Genomic DNA, 18,278 nt, shown 5'->3' on the forward strand with positions numbered 1-18,278 from the left:
TATAATCGTCGTTTTGCCGCGGCCCGCGAGGTGGGAATGGACAGGATTCTGGTCAGGGGTGCCCGCACCCACAACCTCAAGCAGATCGACGTCGAGCTGCCCCGGGACAGGCTGATCGTGGTCACCGGGCTGTCGGGTTCCGGCAAGTCGTCGCTGGCCTTCGACACCCTCTACGCCGAGGGCCAGCGACGCTACGTGGAGTCGCTGTCCACCTATGCACGACAGTTCCTGTCGATGATGGAAAAGCCCGACGTCGACCACATCGAGGGCCTGTCCCCGGCGATCTCCATCGAGCAGAAGTCGACCTCCCACAACCCGCGCTCCACCGTGGGCACCATCACCGAGATCTACGATTACCTGCGCCTGCTGTATGCCCGCGCCGGCACGCCGCGCTGCCCGGAACACGGCGAGGACCTCGAGGCCCAGACCATCTCGCAGATGGTCGACCAGGTGCTGGCCCTGCCCGAGGGAAGCAAGCTGATGCTGCTGGCCCCGGTGGTCAGCGGCCGCAAGGGCGAGCACCTGCAGCTGCTCGCCGAGCTGCGCGCCCAGGGCTTCGTGCGCGCCCGGGTCGACGGCCAGGTCCTCGAGCTCGACGACATCGCGCCGCTGGACAAGAACAAGAAGCACGACATCAGCGTGGTGGTCGACCGCATCAAGGTCCGCGACGGCCTCGCCCAGCGCCTCGCCGAGTCCTTCGAGACCGCCCTCGGCCTGGCCGACGGCACCGCGGTGATCCACTTCATGGACGGCGAGCGCGACGACCTCGCCTTCTCGTCGCGCTTCGCCTGCCCGGTCTGCGGCTACTCCATCGCCGAGCTCGAGCCGCGGATGTTTTCCTTCAACAACCCGGCCGGCGCCTGCGCGAGCTGCGACGGCCTGGGCGTGCAGCAGTACTTCGACCCCGACAAGCTGATCAGCCACCCGGAGCTGTCCCTGGCCGAGGGCGTGATCAAGGGCTGGGACCGACGCAGCGTCTACTACTTCAACCAGCTCCAGGCGGTGGCGGACCACTACCGCTTCACCCTGGAGACTCCCTGGCAGGACCTGGCCCGCCACGAGCGCGAGATCGTCCTGCACGGCAGCGGCCACGACGCCATCGCCTTCCACTATGTGAACGACCGCGGTCGCAAGGTGACCCGCGAGCATCCCTTCGAGGGCGTACTGCCCAACATGCAGCGCCGCTACCGGGAGACCGAGTCGAGCTCGGTGCGAGAGGAACTGGCCCGCCACATCGCCGTGCAGCCGTGTCCGACCTGCCAGGGCTCGCGGCTGCGCAAGGAGTCGCGCCACGTCTACATCGACGATCGCACGCTGCCGGAGGTGGTGCACCTACCGATCGGCGAGGGGTTGGCCTACTTCCAGGCCCTGGCACTGCCGGGCCGCAAGGGCGAGATCGCCGAGAAGATCCTCAACGAGATCCGCGCGCGCCTCGAGTTTCTGGTCAACGTCGGGCTCGATTACCTCAACCTGGAACGCAGCGCCGAGACCCTGTCCGGCGGCGAGGCCCAGCGCATCCGGCTGGCCAGCCAGATCGGCGCCGGCCTGGTGGGGGTGATGTACATCCTCGACGAGCCCTCCATCGGCCTGCACCAGCGCGACAACGACCGCCTGCTCAAGACCCTCGAGCACCTGCGCGACCTGGGCAATACCGTGATCGTGGTCGAGCACGACGAGGACGCCATTCGCGCCGCCGACCACGTGCTCGACATCGGCCCCGGGGCCGGCGTCCACGGCGGCCGGGTGGTCGCCGAGGGCACGCCGGAGCAGATCATGGCCAGCCCCGAGTCGCTGACCGGCCAGTACCTGTCCGGCGAGAAACGCATCGAGGTACCGCCCTGGCGGATCCCCGGCAACCCCGAGAAGCGGGTCGTGCTCAGCGGCGCCCGGGGCAACAACCTGCAGGACGTGACCCTGACCCTGCCGCTGGGGCTGTTCGTGTGCGTCACCGGCGTCTCCGGTTCCGGCAAGTCGACGCTGATCAACGCCACGCTGATGCCGATCGCCGCCCGTGAGCTGAACCGCGCCACGGCGCTGAGCCCGGCGGCCCACGACCGCATCGAGGGCCTCGAGCACCTGGACAAGGTGATCGACATCGACCAGAGCCCGATCGGTCGCACCCCACGCTCCAACCCGGCCACCTACACCGGCATCTTCACGCCCATCCGCGAGCTGTTTGCCGGCACCCAGGAGGCCCGCTCGCGGGGCTACAAGCCCGGCCGCTTCTCGTTCAACGTCAAGGGCGGGCGCTGCGAGGCCTGCCAGGGCGAGGGCATGATCAAGGTCGAGATGCACTTCCTGCCCGACATCTACGTGCCCTGCGACGTCTGCAAGGGCAAGCGCTACAACCGCGAGACCCTCGAGGTGCAGTACAAGGGCAAGGGCATCGACGAGGTGCTGGAAATGACCGTCGAGGAGGCGCTCGAGTTCTTCGCCCCGGTGCCGGCCATCGCCCGCCGCCTGCAGACGCTGATGGACGTGGGCCTGTCCTACATCCGCCTGGGCCAGAGCGCCACCACGCTCTCCGGCGGCGAGGCCCAACGGGTCAAGCTGGCCCGGGAGCTGGCCAAGCGCGACACCGGCAAGACCCTGTATATCCTCGACGAGCCCACCACCGGCCTGCACTTCGAGGATATCCGCCAGCTGCTGACGGTGCTCCATCGCCTGCGCGACCACGGCAACACCATCGTGGTCATCGAGCACAACCTCGACGTGATCAAGACCGCCGACTGGCTGATCGACCTGGGCCCCGAGGGCGGCTCCGGCGGCGGCCGCATCATCGCCGAGGGCACGCCGGAACAGGTCGCCCGCCAGGCGGACTCGCACACCGGGCGGTTTCTGAAGCCGTTGCTGGAGCGCACGAAGACCGGCAAGGCCCAGCCTGAGGCCACGAGCGCGGAGGAGACCTGAGCCGGGCTGGAAGCTGGAAGCTGGAAGCTGGAAGCTGGAAGCTGGAAGCTGGAAGCTGGAAGCTGGAAGGCAGCATGATCCCGCTAACTCTGGGCTCAAGCTTTTTCTTCCAACTTCAATCTTAAGCCTGCGGAGCAGGCGTTCTTCCAGCTCCCAGCGAAGCCGGGCGTAAAAAAACCGGCTCCCCTCGGGGAGCCGGTTTGCTGTCGGACCTTGAGGTCGCGCGCGAGGATCACTCCTCGGCGGCTTCCTCGACGACCGGACGGTCGACCAGTTCGACGTAGGCCATGGGGGCGTTGTCGCCGGTGCGGTAGCCGCACTTCAGCACGCGGACGTAACCGCCCGGGCGCTCGGCGTAACGCGGGCCCAGCTCATTGAAGAGCTTGCCGACCGCTTCCTTGGAGCGGGTGCGGCTGAAGGCCAGACGACGGTTGGCGACGCTGTCCTGCTTGGCCAGGGTGATCAGCGGCTCGATATGACGACGCAGCTCCTTGGCCTTGGGCAGGGTTGTCTTGATCACCTCGTGCTCGACCAGCGACACGCACATGTTCTTGAACATGGCCTGACGGTGCGAGCTGGTACGATTCAGGTGACGACCACTCTTACGATGACGCATGGTTGTGATTCCTTACCAAACTGGGACTCGAGTCGACGCTCACGCGGAGGCCTTGTCGTCCTTCAGGCTAGCCGGCGGCCAGTTCTCCAGCCGCATGCCGAGGGACAGGCCACGGGCGGCCAACACGTCCTTGATCTCGTTCAGGGACTTCTTGCCGAGGTTGGGGGTCTTCAACAGCTCCACCTCGGTGCGCTGGATCAGGTCCCCGATGTAGTAGATGTTCTCGGCCTTCAGGCAGTTGGCGCTGCGGACGGTCAACTCGAGATCGTCTACGGGACGCAGCAGGATCGGATCGATGTGATCCTCTTCCTCCTCCACTTCCTGTTCCTTGTCGGCTTCCAGGTCGACGAAGGCGGCCAGCTGCTCCTGCAGGATGGTCGCGCTGCGACGGATCGCCTCTTCCGGATCCAGGGTGCCGTCGGTTTCCAGGTTGAGAATCAGCTTGTCGAGGTCGGTACGCTGTTCGACACGCGCGGCCTCGACGGTGTAGGAAACCCGACGCACGGGGCTGAAGGTCGCATCCAGCTGCAGGCGGCCGATGGCACGAGACTCGTCGTCGGCGTCGCCGCGGACGTCCGCCGGCTCGTAGCCGCGGCCGCGGGCCACCTTGAGCTGCATCTTCAGCTCGGCACCCTCGTTGACGTGCGCGATGACGTGCTCGGGGTTGACGACCTCGACGTCATGGTCGAGAGCGATGTCACCCGCGGTCACGACGGCCGGGCCCTGCTTGTTCAGCGAGAGCACCGCCTCGTCGCGGCTGTGCATCTTGATCGCCACGTCCTTGAGGTTCAGGAGGATTTCGATGACATCTTCCTGGACGCCCTCGATCGCGCTGTACTCGTGATCGACACCGGCGATCTCGGCCTCCACCACGGCGCAGCCGGGCATGGACGAGAGCAGGATGCGACGCAGAGCATTGCCCAGAGTGTGGCCGAAGCCCCGCTCGAAGGGCTCGAGCACGATCTTCGCGTGGTGCGCGTTGATCTCTTCGACCTTGATGTCGCGAGGACGGAGAAACTCTGTCACTGAACGCTGCATGATGAATACCTTTCAGGCTGCCAAACGGATACTCGGTACTGAAGGCCGCCCACCCCATGAGGCGGGCGGCGCGGCGATCGCCGCTTACTTCGAGTACAGCTCGACGATCAGTTGCTCATTGATGTCGGCAGACAGGTCACCGCGTTCAGGCAGAGCCTTGAAAGTGCCTTCCATCTTCTTGGCATCGACCTCGACCCAGGCCACGTCGCCGCGGTTGGCGGCGATGCCCAGGGCGTTCTGGATGCGCGCCTGGTTCTTGGCCTTCTCGCGGACGGAGACCACGTCACCGGGCTTGACCTGGTAGGAGGCCACGTTGACGGTCTTGCCGTTGACGGCGATCGCCTTGTGGCTGACCAGCTGGCGGGCCTCGGAACGAGTGGCGCCGTAGCCCATGCGGTAGACGACGTTGTCCAGTCGGGATTCGAGAAGCTGCAGCAACAGCTCACCGGTCGCGCCCTTCAGGCGGGCCGCTTCCTTGTAGTAGTTGCGGAACTGCTTCTCGAGTACGCCGTACATGCGGCGCACTTTCTGCTTCTCGCGAAGCTGCAAGCCGTAGTCGGAAATCCGCTGACGACGCTGGCCATGCACACCCGGGATCTGCTCGGATTTGCATTTCTTCTCGAAGGGAGTGACACCGCTCTTGAGGAAGAGGTCGGTGCCTTCACGACGAGACAGTTTGCACTTCGGTCCAATATAACGAGCCATGAATCTGTCTCCTTAAACGCGGCGTTTCTTCGGCGGACGGCAGCCATTGTGGGGAATGGGCGTCGCGTCGGTGATGCTCTGCACGCGGAAGCCGGCGGCATTCAGTGCACGCACGGCGGATTCACGGCCCGGACCGGGGCCTTTGACCAGCACGTCGACGTTTTTCACACCATACTCGGCTGCAGCGGTCGCTGCACGTTCGCTTGCCACTTGAGCAGCGAACGGGGTGCTCTTGCGAGAACCACGAAAACCCGAACCACCGGCAGTCGCCCAGGAGAGGGCGTTGCCCTGGCGGTCTGTGATCGTAATGATCGTGTTGTTAAAAGAGGCGTGGATATGCGCGACGGCATCCACTACCTGCTTTTTAACCTTCTTACGGTTGCTACGCGGGTTAGCCATGTTGATGTCAATTCCTGTCGTTACGCAGAACGTGCGTGTTATTTGCGAATCGGCTTACGCGGACCCTTGCGGGTGCGCGCATTGGTCTTGGTCCGCTGACCGTTCAGCGGCAGACCACGACGATGACGCAGACCACGATAGCAACCCAGGTCCATGAGACGCTTGATGTTCAGCGTCACATCACGACGAAGGTCGCCTTCAACGGTGTACTTGCCGACTTCGGAACGCAGGGTGTCGACTTCGTCGGAAGACAGCTCCTGGATCTTGGTGGTCGGCGCAATGCCGGCCGCGACACAGATTTCCTGAGCGCGAGTACGGCCAATCCCGAAGATATAGGTCAGCGAGATCGCCGCATGCTTGTTGTCCGGGATATTGACGCCTGCAATACGGGCCATCAGCTTACTCCGAAATTTGAGCGGCTTGCTCGATTGGTCATCTACAAAAGGCGCAACAGCATACCCCTTTACCCTGTGAAGGGCAAGGGGCATGCCGGCACCCGGTTGATCGCAGTGTCAGGGGTTCAGCCCTGGCGCTGCTTGTGCCGCGGCTCGATGCAGATGACGCGCACGGCGCCATTGCGACGAATAATCTTGCAGTTACGGCACATTTTCTTTACGGAAGCTCGAACTTTCATCGTTCCATCTCCATTGTTGGCTCGCGAGGCGAACCAACGGTTCAGCTCGCGGCGCGCCAAATCGCCAGCGGCGCGCCTCAGCGCATGATGCCGCCGCTACCGTAGCCTTTCAGGTTGGACTTCTTCATCACCGACTCGTACTGGTGCGACATGAGATGCGACTGCACCTGAGCCATGAAGTCCATGATCACCACCACCACGATCAGCAGCGAGGTACCGCCGAAGAAGAACGGCACGTTCCAGGCCACGATCAGGAACTGGGGCATCAGGGAAACCGCGGTGATGTAGAGGGCACCGAACAGGGTCAGACGAGTCATGACCTTGTCGACGTAGCGAGCGGTCTGCTCACCAGGACGAATGCCCGGCAGGAAGGCCCCCGACTTCTTCAGGTTGTCGGCGACATCCTTGGGATTGAAGACCAGCGCTGTGTAAAAGAAGCAGAAGAATACCACCGCTGCCGCGAAAAGCAAGATGTACAGCGGCTGGCCCGGCCCGAGGGCCTGGGATGCGCGCTGCAGCCACTCCATGCCGTCCCCGGCACCGACCCACTGCCCCAGCGAGGCCGGGAACAGCAGGATGCTCGAGGCGAAGATCGCCGGAATCACGCCCGCCATGTTGACCTTGAGCGGCAGGTAGCTGCTCTGGCCGGCGTACATCTTGTTGCCGACCTGGCGGCGCGGATAATTCACCGTGATGCGACGCTGGCCGCGCTCGATGAACACCACGAAGGCCACGGTGGCGATGCCCAGCACGGACAACGCCAGCAGCGGCAGTACGTTCCAGGCGCCTTCGTTGCGGGCCAGCTCGAAGGCCTGCCCCACGGCACCCGGCAGACCGGCGACGATCCCCGCGAAGATCAGCAGCGAGATGCCGTTGCCGATGCCCTTCTCGGTGATCTGCTCGCCCAGCCACATCAGGAACACCGCCCCGCACACGAAGGTGACGATGGCGGTGAAGTAGAAGCTGAAGTCGGCCGTGTAGGCGATGCCCTGGCTGGCCAGGCCCACCGACATGCCGGTGGCCTGGACGAAGGCCAGCAGCACGGTGCCGTAGCGGGTGTACTGGCTGATCTTGCGACGACCCGCCTCGCCTTCCTTCTTCAACTGCTCGAGCTGGGGCGAGACGGCGGTCAGCAGCTGCATGATGATCGACGCCGAGATGTAGGGCATGATGCCCAGGGCGAGGATGCTCATGCGCTCCAGGGCACCGCCCGAGAACATGTTGAACATGCCCAGGATGGTGCCCTGCTGCTCCCTGAACAAGGCAGCAAGCTGGTCAGGATTGATACCGGGAACGGGGATGTGGGCACCGATACGGTAGACCACGATGGCGAGGAGCACGAAGCGCAGACGCGCCCAGAGTTCGCTCAGACCGCTGCCCATCGCCGGCATGTTTCCTGACTTGGCCATTTAGTCCTCTACCTTGCCGCCGGCGGCTTCGATCGCGGCACGGGCACCCTTGGTGACCTTGAGACCGCGGACCGTGACCGCCTTGTTCAGATCGCCGGAAAGGATCACCTTGGCATACTGGGTGGCGTCCTTCAGCACGTTGGCCTGCTTGAGGGTGTCCAGGGTGACCTCGTCACCTTCGACCCGGGCCAGCTCGGCCAGGCGGACTTCCTCGGAAACCAGCGACTTCGCCGAGGTGAAACCGAACTTCGGCAGACGACGCTGCAGCGGCATCTGGCCGCCCTCGAAGCCGGGCTTCACGCTGCCGCCGCTGCGCGACTTGAGGCCCTTGTGGCCACGGCCGCCGGTCTTGCCCAGACCGGAGCCGATGCCGCGGCCGACGCGCTTCTCGGCGTGCTTGGAGCCCGGTGCCGGGCTCAGGCTATTGAGTTTCATGGATTACTCTCCCTCAACACGCACAAGGTAGTTGACCTTGTGGATCATGCCGCGAACGGCAGGGGTGTCTTCCAGTTCGACCGTGTGACCGATGCGGCGCAGGCCGAGGCCCTTCATGGTGGCCTTGTGCTTGGCCAACGTGCCGATGGTGCTGCGGGTCTGGGTAACCTTGATCGTAGCTGCCATGGTGCTCACCCCGTGATCGCTTCGACTGACAGACCGCGCTTGGCGGCCACGTCTTCCGGCGACTGCAGGGAGGCCAGACCGTTGACGGTCGCCCGCACCACGTTCACCGGGTTGGTGGAGCCGTAGCACTTGGCCAGGACGTCATGGACGCCGGCCAGCTCCAGCACGGAGCGCATGGCGCCGCCGGCGATGATGCCGGTACCCTCGGAGGCCGGCTGCATGTACACCTTGGAGGCGCCGTGACGGGCCTTGACCGGGTACTGCAGGGTGCCACCGGTGAGGTTGACCTTGACCATGTTGCGACGCGCCTGGTCCATGGCCTTCTGGATCGCGACCGGCACTTCACGCGCCTTGCCACGACCGAAGCCGACACGACCGTTACCGTCACCGACGACGGTCAGGGCGGTAAAGCCGAAGATCCGGCCACCCTTGACCACCTTGGCGACACGGTTGACCTGCACGAGCTTTTCCTGCAGATCGCCGCTTTGCTGTTCGTTCTTCGCCATCGTAAAACCCTTTAGAATTCCAGGCCGCCTTCACGAGCGGCGTCGGCCAGGGCCTTGACACGACCGTGGTACTTGAAACCGGCACGATCGAAGGCCACCTGGGTGATGCCAGCCTGCTTGGCGCGTTCGGCAATCAGTGCGCCCACCTTGGAGGCGGCGTCGACGTTGCCGGTCGCACCCTCGCGCAGGGCCTTGTCCAGCGTGGAAGCGCTGGCCAGGACCTTGCCACCATCCGGCGAGATGATCTGCGCGTAGATGTGGCGCGGGGTACGGTTGACGCACAGGCGATACACGCCCAGCTCGCGGATCTTGGCGCGAGCGCGGCGGGCACGACGGAGACGAGATTCTTTCTTCGCGTTCATAACCCTGCCTTACTTCTTCTTGGCTTCTTTGCGGCGGACCTGCTCGTCGCCGTACCGGATACCCTTGCCCTTGTAGGGCTCGGGCGGACGGAAGGCGCGGATTTCCGCGGCAACCTGGCCGAGCTTCTGCTTGTCCGCGCTCTTGAGCACGATGATGGTGTTCTTCGGCGTTTCCGCCGTGACACCTTCAGGCAGTTGGTAGTCGACCGGGTGGGAGAAGCCCAGTGTCAGGTTCAGCGTCTGGCCCTTGGCCTGGGCACGATAACCGACGCCATTGATTTCGAGGCTCTTGGTAAAGCCTTCGGACACACCGGTGACCAGGTTCTGGACCAGGGCACGGGTAGTGCCGACCATCGCCCAGCTCTTGGCGCTCTCGCTCGGCTGGAAGGTCACCTGACCTTCTTCCTGAGCGATCGCCACGTCGGGGTGCACGGTCATGGACAGCGTGCCCTGGCCGCCCTTGACGGACAGCTGGTCGCCGTCGAGCTTGAGCTCGACGCCGGCGGGCAGTTTAACCGGATATTTGGCTACGCGGGACATTCCAAACTCCTAGAATACGGTGCAGATGACTTCACCACCGACACCGGCCTGGCGGGCCGCGCGGTCGGTCATCACACCCTTGGAGGTGGTGACGATCGCGATACCCAGGCCCTCGGCAACCTTGGGCAGGGTGTCCTTGCCCGCATAGTTGCGCAGAGACGGCTTGGATGCCCGCTGCAGATGCTCGATGACCGGCTTGCCTTCGAAGTACTTGAGGGTCACGGTCAGCTCAGGCTTGGCCGACTCGCTGACGCCGTAGTCGGTCACATAACCCTCTTCTTTCAGCACGCGGGCCACCTCGACCTTGAGCTTGGAGGACGGCATGGAAACCGTCTCCTTGGTGGCCATCTGCGCATTGCGGATACGGGTGAACATATCCGCCAGAGTGTCTTGCATGCTCATTTACGTTGCGCTCCTGATGATTCTACGTGGCGTTACCAGCTGGACTTCTTGAGCCCGGGCACGTCGCCACGCATGGCGGCTTCACGCAGCTTGTTGCGGCCGAGGCCGAACTTGTTGTAGTAGCCGTGCGGACGGCCGGTGACGCGGCAGCGGTTGCGCTGGCGCACCGGGCTGGAGTCACGCGGCAGCTGCTGCAACTTCAGCGTTGCATCGAAGCGCTCTTCGTCGGAAGCGTTCACGTCCTGGATGATCGCCTTGAGCGCAGCGCGCTTGGCGGCGTACTTCTCCACCAGCTGGGCGCGCTTCGCTTCACGCTCTACCATGCTTTTCTTTGCCATGATCCCACCCTTATTTCTTGAACGGGAAGTTCAGCGCGCCAAGCAGCGCACGACCTTCTTCATCGGTGTTGGCGGTGGTGGTGATGGTGACATCCAGACCACGGATCCGATCGATCTTATCATACTCGATCTCCGGGAAGATGATCTGCTCACGCACCCCCATGGAGTAGTTGCCACGACCGTCGAAGGACTTCGGGTTGAGACCACGGAAGTCACGAACGCGGGGGATCGCGATATTCACCAGGCGATCGAGGAAGTCCCACATGCGCTCGGCACGCAGGGTTACCTTGATCCCGATCGGCCAGCCTTCACGCACCTTGAAGCCCGCGATGGACTTGCGTGCCTTGGTCACCAGCGGCTTCTGACCGGAGAGCTTCTCCAGATCACCGATGGCGTTGTCGATCAGCTTCTTGTCGCTGGTCGCTTCGCCGATGCCCATGTTCAGAGTCACCTTGGTGATCCGGGGCACCTGCATCACGTTGGCGTAGCTGAACTGCTCTTGGAGCTTAGCCACCACCTCGTTTTGATAACGTTCTTTCAAGTTCGCCATTTTGCTACCCGACTCGCGTTAGGCGTCGATCTGCGCTTGCGTCGACTTGTAGATACGTACCTTGGTACCGTCTTCCTGAACCTGGACGCCGACGCGATCTGCCTTACCGGTCTCCTGGTTGAAGATGGCCACGTTGGACGCGTGAATCGGAGCCTCGCGCTCGACGATACCGCCCTGATTACCCGCCATGGGATTGGGCTTGGTGTGACGCTTGATCATGTTCACACCGGACACGATGTAGCGATCGTCCTTGAGGACGCGCTTCACGGTGCCACGCTTGCCCTTGTCCTTGCCGGCGATGACGACGACTTCGTCGTCACGTTTGATCTTTTGCATATCCGCCTCGCTCCTTACAGCACTTCAGGCGCCAAGGAAATGATCTTCATGAACTTCTCGGTACGAAGCTCACGGGTCACCGGACCGAAGATCCGGGTACCGATCGGCTGGTCGTTGGTGTTGTTCAACAGGACCGCCGCATTTCCATCGAAGCGGATCAGCGAACCGTCGTTACGACGGACGCCACTGCGGGTGCGAACCACCACCGCCTTGAGGACCTGGCCCTTCTTGACCTTGCCACGCGGGATGGCTTCCTTCACCGTGACCTTGATGATGTCGCCGACGCGGGCGTAGCGACGGTGTGAACCGCCCAGCACCTTGATGCACTGCACCCGGCGCGCCCCGCTGTTGTCGGCGACATCCAGCATTGTCTGAGTCTGAATCATCGGTTTTCTCCAAACCTAAACTGACTGCACTGGTTCGACTGGCGTTTGCCGATCAACCCTTGGCCTGTTCGACGACTTGGACCAGGGTCCAGGCCTTCTTCTTCGACAGCGGACGGCATTCCTCGATGGAAACCGTATCGCCGGCCTTGGCCTGGTTCGCCTCGTCATGGGCGTGCAGCTTGGTGGAGCGCTTAACGTACTTGCCGTAGATCGGGTGGCGCTCACGACGCTCGATCATCACGACGATGGACTTGTCCATCTTGTCGCTCACCACCTTGCCGGTGAGCGTACGGGCTTTCTTTTCTTCGGCCATCTCAGACACCTGCCTTCTCGTTGAGCACAGTCTTCACGCGGGCGATATCCCGACGAACCTGCTTGAGCAGATGAGTCTGGCTGAGCTGGCCGGTGGCCTTCTGCATGCGCAGGTTGAACTGCTCGCGGAGGAGTTCGAAGAGCTGCTCCTGGAGCTGCTCGGCTGACTTTTCGCGAATTTCCTGGGCTTTCATCACATCACCGTCCGTTTCACAAAGGTGGTGGAGACCGGGAACTTCTGGGCGGCCAGGGCGAATGCCTCGCGAGCCAGCTCCTCGGAAACGCCTTCGATCTCGTAGAGGACGCGGCCGGGCTGGATCTGGGCGACCCAGTACTCGACGGAGCCCTTACCTTTACCCATCCGGACTTCCAGCGGCTTCTTGGAAATCGGCTTGTCCGGGAAGACCCGGATCCAGATCTTGCCGCCACGCTTGACGTGACGGGTAATGGCACGACGGCCGGCTTCGATCTGGCGGGCGGTGACGCGGCCACGGCCGGTGGCCTTGAGGCCATATTCGCCGAAGCTCACCTTGCTGCCGCGATGCGCCAGGCCACGGTTGCGGCCCTTCTGCACCTTGCGGAACTTCAAACGCTTGGGTTGTAACATCGACTCGCTCTCCCCTTACCTGGAACCTTTCTTCTTGGAGGGCGCACCCTGCGGCTGCTTGGCCTTGGCGCGGACCTCCTCGATGCCCCCGAGGATTTCGCCCTTGAAGACCCAGACCTTGACACCGATGATGCCGTAGGTGGTCTTGGCTTCGTAGGTGGCGTAGTCGATGTCCGCACGCAGCGTGTGCAGCGGCACGCGACCTTCGCGGTACCACTCGGTGCGGGCGATCTCGGCGCCGCCGAGGCGACCGGAGAGCTGCACCTTGATACCGCCGGCGCCCAGGCGCATGGCGTTCTGGACGGAGCGCTTCATGGCGCGCCGGAACATGACACGACGCTCGAGCTGGCCGGCAATGTTCTGCGCAACGAGCTGGGCGTCCAGCTCCGGCTTGCGGACTTCCTCGATGTTGACGTGCACCGGCACGCCCATCATCTGAGTGACGTCGCGACGCAGACGATCGACGTCCTCGCCCTTCTTGCCGATCACGATGCCCGGACGGGCAGTGTGAATGGTGATGCGGGCGTTGTTGGCCGGACGCTCGATGGTGATCTTGCTCACGGAGGCGTTCTTCAGACGCTCTTCCAGGAAGCGACGCACCTCGAGGTCGTTGTTCAGCTTGTCGGCATAGGCGCCGCGCTCGGCATACCAGACCGAGGTATGGTCCTTGACGATACCCAGGCGAATGCCTGTCGGATTGACTTTCTGACCCATCTGGTCGACTCCTACTTCTCGGCTACCTTGACGGTGATGTGGCAGGTGCGCTTCAGAATGCGATCCGCACGGCCCTTGGCGCGCGGACGGATGCGCTTGAGCGTCATGCCCTCATCGACGCAGATGGTCGAGACACGCAGCTCGTCGATATCCATGCCGTTGTTTTCTTCCGCGTTCGCGATGGCGGACTGCAGCACCTTCTTGACCAGCTTGGAGGCCTTCTTCGGGGAGAAGGTCAGCAGGTCGAGTGCATCGGCGACCGGCTTACCGCGCACCTGGTCAGCCACCAAACGGGCCTTCTGGGCGGATAAACGAGCGCCACGCAGCTTTGCTGTGACTTCCATCTCTAATCCTCTCTCGGCTTACCGTTTGGCTTTCTTGTCCGCCGCATGACCGCGATAGGTGCGGGTGGCAGCGAATTCGCCCAGCTTGTGGCCAACCATTTCCTCGGAGACGTGCACCGGGACGTGTTGGCGACCGTTATGGACTGCAATGGTGAGCCCGACCATGTTGGGCAGGATCATGGAACGACGCGACCAGGTCTTGATCGGTTTGCGGTCGTTCTTCTCCACTGCAGTCTCAACCTTCTTCAGCAGATGAAGGTCAATAAAGGGACCTTTCTTCAGTGAACGTGGCACAGCCGTTACCTCTTAATGTCTTGGCGTTGGATCTTACTTCCGGGCCTTGCGGCGACGGACGATCAGCTTGTCGGTGCGCTTGTTCTTGCGGGTCTTGTGGCCCTTGGTGGGGATGCCCCACGGAGACACCGGGTGACGACCACCGCTGGTGCGGCCTTCACCGCCGCCGTGCGGGTGATCCACCGGGTTCATGGCCACGCCGCGAACCGTCGGGCGCACACCTCTCCAGCGCTTCGCACCGGCCTTGCCAAGCTGACGCAGGCTGTGCTCGGAGTTGCTCACCTCACCCAGGGTCGCGCGGCACTCGGCCAGCACCTTGCGCATCTCGCCGGAGCGCAGACGCAGGGTGGCGTAGTTGCCTTCGCGAGCCACCAGCTGGGCGCTGGTGCCGGCGCTGCGAGCGAGCTGGGCACCCTTGCCGGGCTTGAGCTCGATGCAGTGCACGGTGGAACCCAGCGGAATGTTGCGCAGCGGCAGGGCGTTGCCCTTCTTGATTGCTGCGTTCACGCCGGACTCGAGACGGTCGCCGGCCTTCACACCGCGCGGGGCGATGATGTAGCGACGTTCGCCGTCCATGTACTTGAGCAGCGCGATGTGGGCGCTACGGTTCGGGTCATGCTCCAGACGCTCGACGACGGCGGGAACGCCATCCTTGGTGCGCTTGAAGTCGATGATCCGGTAGTGATGACGGTGACCACCGCCCACGTGACGGGTGGTGATGCGACCGTAGTTGTTACGGCCACCGGACTTGGACTGTTTCTCGAGCAGCGGCGCGTAGGCGCGGCCCTTGTACAGTTCCTCGCCGACGATCTTGACGACGTGGCGACGACCGGCGGAAGTAGGTTTAGTCTTGACGATTGCCATGATCCGTGCTCCTGCCTTTACTCGGCGCCAGAGAAGTCTTCAAGCGTCTCGCCGGCGGCCAGGGTGACGTACGCCTTGCGATAACCCTTGCGCTGACCGGTCCCATGCGCAGTGCGCTTGGTCTTGCCCTTGACGTTCAGCACCTGAACGCGATCGACCTTCTTGCCGAACAGCTCCTGCACGGCGGTCTTGATCTCGGGCTTGGTCGCGTCGCCTGCCACCTTGAACACGTACTGGTTGCGCTCGGCGGCCATGGCGGCCTTCTCGGTCACGTGCGGACCCAGCAGCACCTTGAATACACGTTCCTGGTTCATGCCAGCTTCTCCTCGAATTTGCGCAGGGCGGAGACGGTGGCCAGCACCTTGTCGAAGGCGACCAGGCTCACCGGATCGGCGGCAGCGACATCCACCACATCCACGTTGGGGATGTTGCGGGCGGCGAGGTACAGGTTCTCGTCGACCTCTTCGGTGACGATCAGCACCTTCTCCAGGCCCAGCTCATTGAGCTTGGCGACCAGCTGCTTGGTCTTGGGGCTCTCGACGGCGAACGCATCGACGGCCACCAGGCGCTCCTGGCGAACCAGCTCGGAGAGGATCGAGCGCATGGCCGCACGGTACATCTTGCGGTTGACCTTCTGGGAGTGGTCCTGCGGACGAGCCGCGAAGGTCACGCCGCCGGCACGCCAGATCGGCGAGCGGATGGTACCGGCGCGGGCACGACCGGTGCCCTTCTGACGCCACGGCTTCTTGCCGCCGCCACGCACGTCGGAACGGTTCTTCTGGGCGCGAGTGCCCTGGCGACCACCGGCCAGATAGGCGGTGACGACCTGGTGCACGAGCGCTTCGTTGAATTCTTTGCCAAAGGTAGCGTCGGCGACTTCGACGGTGCCGCCAGCACCTGCAAGATTCAGATTCATCGGTAAATTCCCCTTCAGCCTGCTTTGACGGCGCTGCGCACGATGACATCACTGCCGGTGGCACCGGGTACGGCACCCTTGATCAGCAGCAGGTTACGCTCGGCGTCGACACGGACGACTTCCAGGCTCTGGACGGTGCAGCGCTCGTTGCCGAGCTGACCGGCCATCTTCTTGCCCTTGAACACGCGACCCGGGGTCTGGCACATGCCGATGGAACCCGGTGCACGGTGGGCCAGGGAGTTACCGTGGCTGTTGTCCTGGGTGCGGAAGTTCCAGCGCTTCACGGCGCCCTGGAAACCCTTACCCTTGGAGGTACCGGTCACGTCGATCTTCTGACCGGCTTCGAAGAGGGATACGGTGAGTTCGCCGCCCACTTCCGGAGCCTCATCGCCTTCAGCCAGGCGGAACTCCATCAGCGCACGACCGGCCTCGATACCGGCCTTGGCGAACTGACCGGCTTGGGCCTTGGAGAGATGCTTGGCCTTGCGGGAACCGGAGGTCACCTGCACCGCGGCGTAGCCGTCGGACTCGACGGACTTCACGCGCGTCACGCGGTTAGGCTCAACCTCGATCACGGTCACGGGCACGGAGGCGCCGTCCTCGGTAAAGACGCGGGTCATCCCGGCCTTTTTACCGACCAAACCGATAGTCATTACTACGTCTCCTATAGTGTACGGGGCTGTCACCCGCTATGGCTGCCCTTTCCAGAGCATTCCACTAGCACGTTGTGTGGCGCCATCCCGGCGCGGCGGCTGCTGCCTGCAAAACGCGGCAGGCGCTGGGCCGCGAGTGTCTAGTGTGGTATCAGTCGAGCTTGATCTGCACGTCCACGCCGGCGGCGAGGTCGAGCTTCATCAGGGCGTCGACGGTCTTCTCGGTGGGCTCGACGATATCGAGCACACGCTTGTGGGTACGAATCTCGTACTGGTCACGAGCGTCCTTGTTCACGTGCGGAGAGATCAGCACGGTGTAGCGCTCGCGATTGGTCGGCAGAGGAATCGGACCCCGCACCTGGGCGCCGGTACGCTTGGCGGTATCAACGATCTCCGCGGCGGACTGGTCGATCAGGCGGTGGTCGAAGGCCTTCAACCGAATGCGAATCTTCTGGTTCTGCATTTGCCCTAAACTCCAATGGATCTTGACGGCGCGAGCCGTCAACCCACGCATTCAAAGGATGCGCATTATAGGCGCGCCGCCGACGAGAGTCAAACCCTCGCGACGCTGCGCAGAAAGGGGGCTCCTCACGGAGCCCCCTTCGATCTTTCGAGAAGCCTGAGGCTTACTCGACGATCTTGGCCACGACGCCGGCGCCGACGGTACGACCGCCTTCACGAACGGCGAAGCGCAGGCCTTCGTCCATGGCGACCGGAGCGATCAGGTTGACGACCATCTTGACGTTGTCGCCCGGCATGACCATCTCGACGCCTTCCGGCAGTTCACAGGTACCGGTGATGTCGGTGGTACGGAAGTAGAACTGCGGACGGTAGCCCTTGAAGAACGGAGTGTGACGACCACCCTCGTCCTTGGACAGCACGTACACCTCGGCCTCGAACTTGGTGTGCGGGGTGATGGTGCCCGGCTTGGCCAGGACCTGGCCACGCTCGACGTCGTCACGCTTGGTGCCGCGCAGCAGGGCGCCGACGTTCTCACCGGCACGACCTTCGTCGAGCAGCTTGCGGAACATCTCGACACCGGTGACGGTGGTCTTGGTGGTGTCCTTGATACCGACGATCTCGACTTCCTCGCCGGCCTTGATGACACCGCGCTCGACACGACCGGTGACCACGGTACCGCGACCGGAGATGGAGAACACGTCCTCGATCGGCATCAGGAACGGCTGATCGATGGCACGCTCCGGCTCCGGGATGTACTCGTCCAGGGCCTTGATCAGGTTGGCAACGGCGGTGGTACCCATGCCGTTGTCGTCCTTGCCTTCCAGAGCCATCAGGGCGGAGCCGGTGATGATCGGGGTGTCGTCACCCGGGAAGTCGTACTCGCTCAGGAGCTCGCGGACTTCCATCTCGACCAGCTCGAGCAGCTCTTCGTCGTCGACCATGTCGGCCTTGTTCAGGAACACGACGATGTACGGCACGCCGACCTGGCGAGACAGCAGGATGTGCTCGCGAGTCTGCGGCATGGGGCCGTCGGCGGCGGAGCAGACCAGGATGGCACCATCCATCTGGGCGGCACCGGTGATCATGTTCTTGACGTAGTCGGCGTGGCCCGGGCAGTCGACGTGAGCGTAGTGGCGCACTTCGGACTGGTACTCGACGTGGGCGGTGGCGATGGTGATGCCGCGCTCACGCTCTTCCGGGGCGTTGTCGATGGAGTCGAATGCACGGGCGTCGCCACCGAAGACTTCCGCGGACACGCGGGTCAGGGCCGCAGTCAGCGTGGTCTTGCCATGGTCGACGTGACCGATGGTACCGACGTTAATGTGCGGTTTGGAACGTTCGAATTTTTCCTTAGCCACTG

General features: G+C 63.4%; 30 protein-coding genes. 1 reads left to right on the forward strand and 29 read right to left on the reverse strand.

The features are described 5' to 3' along the window. Positions 1-36 precede the first annotated feature (36 nt). Positions 37-2,910 (forward strand): excinuclease ABC subunit UvrA, encoded by a 2,874-nt coding sequence (uvrA, locus tag ACXAFN_RS09885; RefSeq protein WP_474988353.1) that lies wholly within the window; start codon positions 37-39, stop codon positions 2,908-2,910. 232 nt (positions 2,911-3,142) lie between these two features. Here the strand turns inward: uvrA and rplQ are convergent, their stop codons facing one another. The 29 genes from rplQ to tuf all read right to left on the reverse strand — a co-directional run bounded on the left by rplQ (position 3,143) and on the right by tuf (position 18,276). Beyond that, entirely contained in the window at positions 3,143-3,526 is a 384-nt protein-coding gene (gene rplQ / locus ACXAFN_RS09890; protein ID WP_474988355.1) for a 50S ribosomal protein L17, read from the reverse strand. Positions 3,527-3,565: 39 nt separating this feature from the next. After that, on the reverse strand, positions 3,566-4,564 hold the full coding sequence (locus ACXAFN_RS09895; RefSeq protein WP_474988356.1) for a DNA-directed RNA polymerase subunit alpha: 999 nt from the start codon (positions 4,562-4,564) through the stop codon (positions 3,566-3,568). An 84-nt stretch (positions 4,565-4,648) separates the two neighbouring features. After that, complete coding sequence (gene rpsD, locus ACXAFN_RS09900; protein ID WP_183389485.1) at positions 4,649-5,269, reverse strand: 30S ribosomal protein S4; 621 nt, start codon at positions 5,267-5,269, stop codon at positions 4,649-4,651. 12 nt (positions 5,270-5,281) lie between these two features. Beyond that, complete coding sequence (rpsK, locus tag ACXAFN_RS09905) at positions 5,282-5,668, reverse strand: 30S ribosomal protein S11 (RefSeq protein WP_013331014.1); 387 nt, start codon at positions 5,666-5,668, stop codon at positions 5,282-5,284. Positions 5,669-5,706: 38 nt separating this feature from the next. Further along, a complete protein-coding gene (rpsM, locus tag ACXAFN_RS09910) occupies positions 5,707-6,063 on the reverse strand; it encodes a 30S ribosomal protein S13 (RefSeq protein ID WP_183389486.1) in 357 nt (118 codons plus the stop codon). Positions 6,064-6,188: 125 nt separating this feature from the next. Further along, complete coding sequence (rpmJ, locus tag ACXAFN_RS09915; protein ID WP_009099023.1) at positions 6,189-6,302, reverse strand: 50S ribosomal protein L36; 114 nt, start codon at positions 6,300-6,302, stop codon at positions 6,189-6,191. Positions 6,303-6,379: 77 nt separating this feature from the next. Then, on the reverse strand, positions 6,380-7,711 hold the full coding sequence (secY, locus tag ACXAFN_RS09920) for a preprotein translocase subunit SecY (protein ID WP_474988358.1): 1,332 nt from the start codon (positions 7,709-7,711) through the stop codon (positions 6,380-6,382). Next, positions 7,712-8,146, reverse strand: a complete 435-nt coding sequence (gene rplO / locus ACXAFN_RS09925; RefSeq protein WP_183389488.1) for a 50S ribosomal protein L15 — start codon at positions 8,144-8,146, stop codon at positions 7,712-7,714. A gap of 3 nt (positions 8,147-8,149) precedes the next feature. Beyond that, positions 8,150-8,332 carry a 50S ribosomal protein L30 gene (gene rpmD, locus ACXAFN_RS09930; RefSeq protein WP_045990844.1) on the reverse strand — a complete coding sequence of 61 codons (183 nt, stop codon included), beginning with the start codon at positions 8,330-8,332 and terminating at the stop codon, positions 8,150-8,152. Positions 8,333-8,337: 5 nt separating this feature from the next. Then, positions 8,338-8,838: a 30S ribosomal protein S5 gene (rpsE, locus tag ACXAFN_RS09935; protein WP_126485230.1), complete on the reverse strand. Its 501-nt coding sequence runs from the start codon at positions 8,836-8,838 to the stop codon at positions 8,338-8,340. Positions 8,839-8,849: 11 nt separating this feature from the next. Next, a complete protein-coding gene (gene rplR, locus ACXAFN_RS09940) occupies positions 8,850-9,200 on the reverse strand; it encodes a 50S ribosomal protein L18 (RefSeq protein ID WP_097790609.1) in 351 nt (116 codons plus the stop codon). A 9-nt stretch (positions 9,201-9,209) separates the two neighbouring features. Then, positions 9,210-9,740 carry a 50S ribosomal protein L6 gene (gene rplF / locus ACXAFN_RS09945; protein WP_474988360.1) on the reverse strand — a complete coding sequence of 177 codons (531 nt, stop codon included), beginning with the start codon at positions 9,738-9,740 and terminating at the stop codon, positions 9,210-9,212. Positions 9,741-9,749: 9 nt separating this feature from the next. After that, positions 9,750-10,142 carry a 30S ribosomal protein S8 gene (rpsH, locus tag ACXAFN_RS09950; protein WP_474988362.1) on the reverse strand — a complete coding sequence of 131 codons (393 nt, stop codon included), beginning with the start codon at positions 10,140-10,142 and terminating at the stop codon, positions 9,750-9,752. A gap of 32 nt (positions 10,143-10,174) precedes the next feature. Continuing rightward, positions 10,175-10,480, reverse strand: coding sequence for a 30S ribosomal protein S14 (gene rpsN, locus ACXAFN_RS09955; RefSeq protein ID WP_183389492.1), 306 nt, complete (start codon positions 10,478-10,480; stop codon positions 10,175-10,177). Positions 10,481-10,490: 10 nt separating this feature from the next. Then, entirely contained in the window at positions 10,491-11,030 is a 540-nt protein-coding gene (rplE, locus tag ACXAFN_RS09960) for a 50S ribosomal protein L5 (RefSeq protein ID WP_474988364.1), read from the reverse strand. A gap of 18 nt (positions 11,031-11,048) precedes the next feature. After that, the gene (rplX, locus tag ACXAFN_RS09965; protein ID WP_035596367.1) at positions 11,049-11,366 is read right to left on the reverse strand and encodes a 50S ribosomal protein L24; all 318 of its coding nucleotides are present in this window, start codon (positions 11,364-11,366) and stop codon (positions 11,049-11,051) included. Between the two features lie 14 nt (positions 11,367-11,380). After that, a complete protein-coding gene (gene rplN / locus ACXAFN_RS09970; RefSeq protein ID WP_163577741.1) occupies positions 11,381-11,752 on the reverse strand; it encodes a 50S ribosomal protein L14 in 372 nt (123 codons plus the stop codon). Between the two features lie 52 nt (positions 11,753-11,804). Next, complete coding sequence (rpsQ, locus tag ACXAFN_RS09975; RefSeq protein WP_474988366.1) at positions 11,805-12,065, reverse strand: 30S ribosomal protein S17; 261 nt, start codon at positions 12,063-12,065, stop codon at positions 11,805-11,807. 1 nt (position 12,066) lies between these two features. Then, the gene (rpmC, locus tag ACXAFN_RS09980) at positions 12,067-12,258 is read right to left on the reverse strand and encodes a 50S ribosomal protein L29 (protein ID WP_013331000.1); all 192 of its coding nucleotides are present in this window, start codon (positions 12,256-12,258) and stop codon (positions 12,067-12,069) included. Next, the gene (gene rplP, locus ACXAFN_RS09985) at positions 12,258-12,671 is read right to left on the reverse strand and encodes a 50S ribosomal protein L16 (protein WP_035596358.1); all 414 of its coding nucleotides are present in this window, start codon (positions 12,669-12,671) and stop codon (positions 12,258-12,260) included. The genes rpmC and rplP overlap by 1 nt, the downstream gene beginning before the upstream one ends. Before the next feature lie 15 nt (positions 12,672-12,686). Further along, on the reverse strand, positions 12,687-13,385 hold the full coding sequence (rpsC, locus tag ACXAFN_RS09990) for a 30S ribosomal protein S3 (protein ID WP_183389495.1): 699 nt from the start codon (positions 13,383-13,385) through the stop codon (positions 12,687-12,689). Between the two features lie 11 nt (positions 13,386-13,396). Next, complete coding sequence (rplV, locus tag ACXAFN_RS09995; RefSeq protein ID WP_290312033.1) at positions 13,397-13,729, reverse strand: 50S ribosomal protein L22; 333 nt, start codon at positions 13,727-13,729, stop codon at positions 13,397-13,399. An 18-nt stretch (positions 13,730-13,747) separates the two neighbouring features. After that, positions 13,748-14,023, reverse strand: coding sequence for a 30S ribosomal protein S19 (gene rpsS, locus ACXAFN_RS10000; protein ID WP_072824351.1), 276 nt, complete (start codon positions 14,021-14,023; stop codon positions 13,748-13,750). Between the two features lie 33 nt (positions 14,024-14,056). Then, positions 14,057-14,887: a 50S ribosomal protein L2 gene (gene rplB, locus ACXAFN_RS10005; protein ID WP_474988368.1), complete on the reverse strand. Its 831-nt coding sequence runs from the start codon at positions 14,885-14,887 to the stop codon at positions 14,057-14,059. 17 nt (positions 14,888-14,904) lie between these two features. Further along, positions 14,905-15,201 (reverse strand): 50S ribosomal protein L23, encoded by a 297-nt coding sequence (gene rplW, locus ACXAFN_RS10010; RefSeq protein ID WP_474988369.1) that lies wholly within the window; start codon positions 15,199-15,201, stop codon positions 14,905-14,907. Further along, the gene (rplD, locus tag ACXAFN_RS10015) at positions 15,198-15,803 is read right to left on the reverse strand and encodes a 50S ribosomal protein L4 (protein ID WP_394594578.1); all 606 of its coding nucleotides are present in this window, start codon (positions 15,801-15,803) and stop codon (positions 15,198-15,200) included. Before rplD ends, rplW begins: the two co-directional genes overlap by 4 nt. 14 nt (positions 15,804-15,817) lie before the next feature. Beyond that, positions 15,818-16,456 (reverse strand): 50S ribosomal protein L3, encoded by a 639-nt coding sequence (rplC, locus tag ACXAFN_RS10020; protein WP_474988370.1) that lies wholly within the window; start codon positions 16,454-16,456, stop codon positions 15,818-15,820. A gap of 151 nt (positions 16,457-16,607) precedes the next feature. Then, on the reverse strand, positions 16,608-16,919 hold the full coding sequence (rpsJ, locus tag ACXAFN_RS10025) for a 30S ribosomal protein S10 (protein ID WP_010626466.1): 312 nt from the start codon (positions 16,917-16,919) through the stop codon (positions 16,608-16,610). Positions 16,920-17,082: 163 nt separating this feature from the next. After that, positions 17,083-18,276, reverse strand: coding sequence for an elongation factor Tu (tuf, locus tag ACXAFN_RS10030; RefSeq protein WP_474988371.1), 1,194 nt, complete (start codon positions 18,274-18,276; stop codon positions 17,083-17,085). Positions 18,277-18,278: the final 2 nt, after the last annotated feature.

The sequence above is a fragment of the Halomonas sp. ABH4_019 genome (assembly GCF_056159885.1).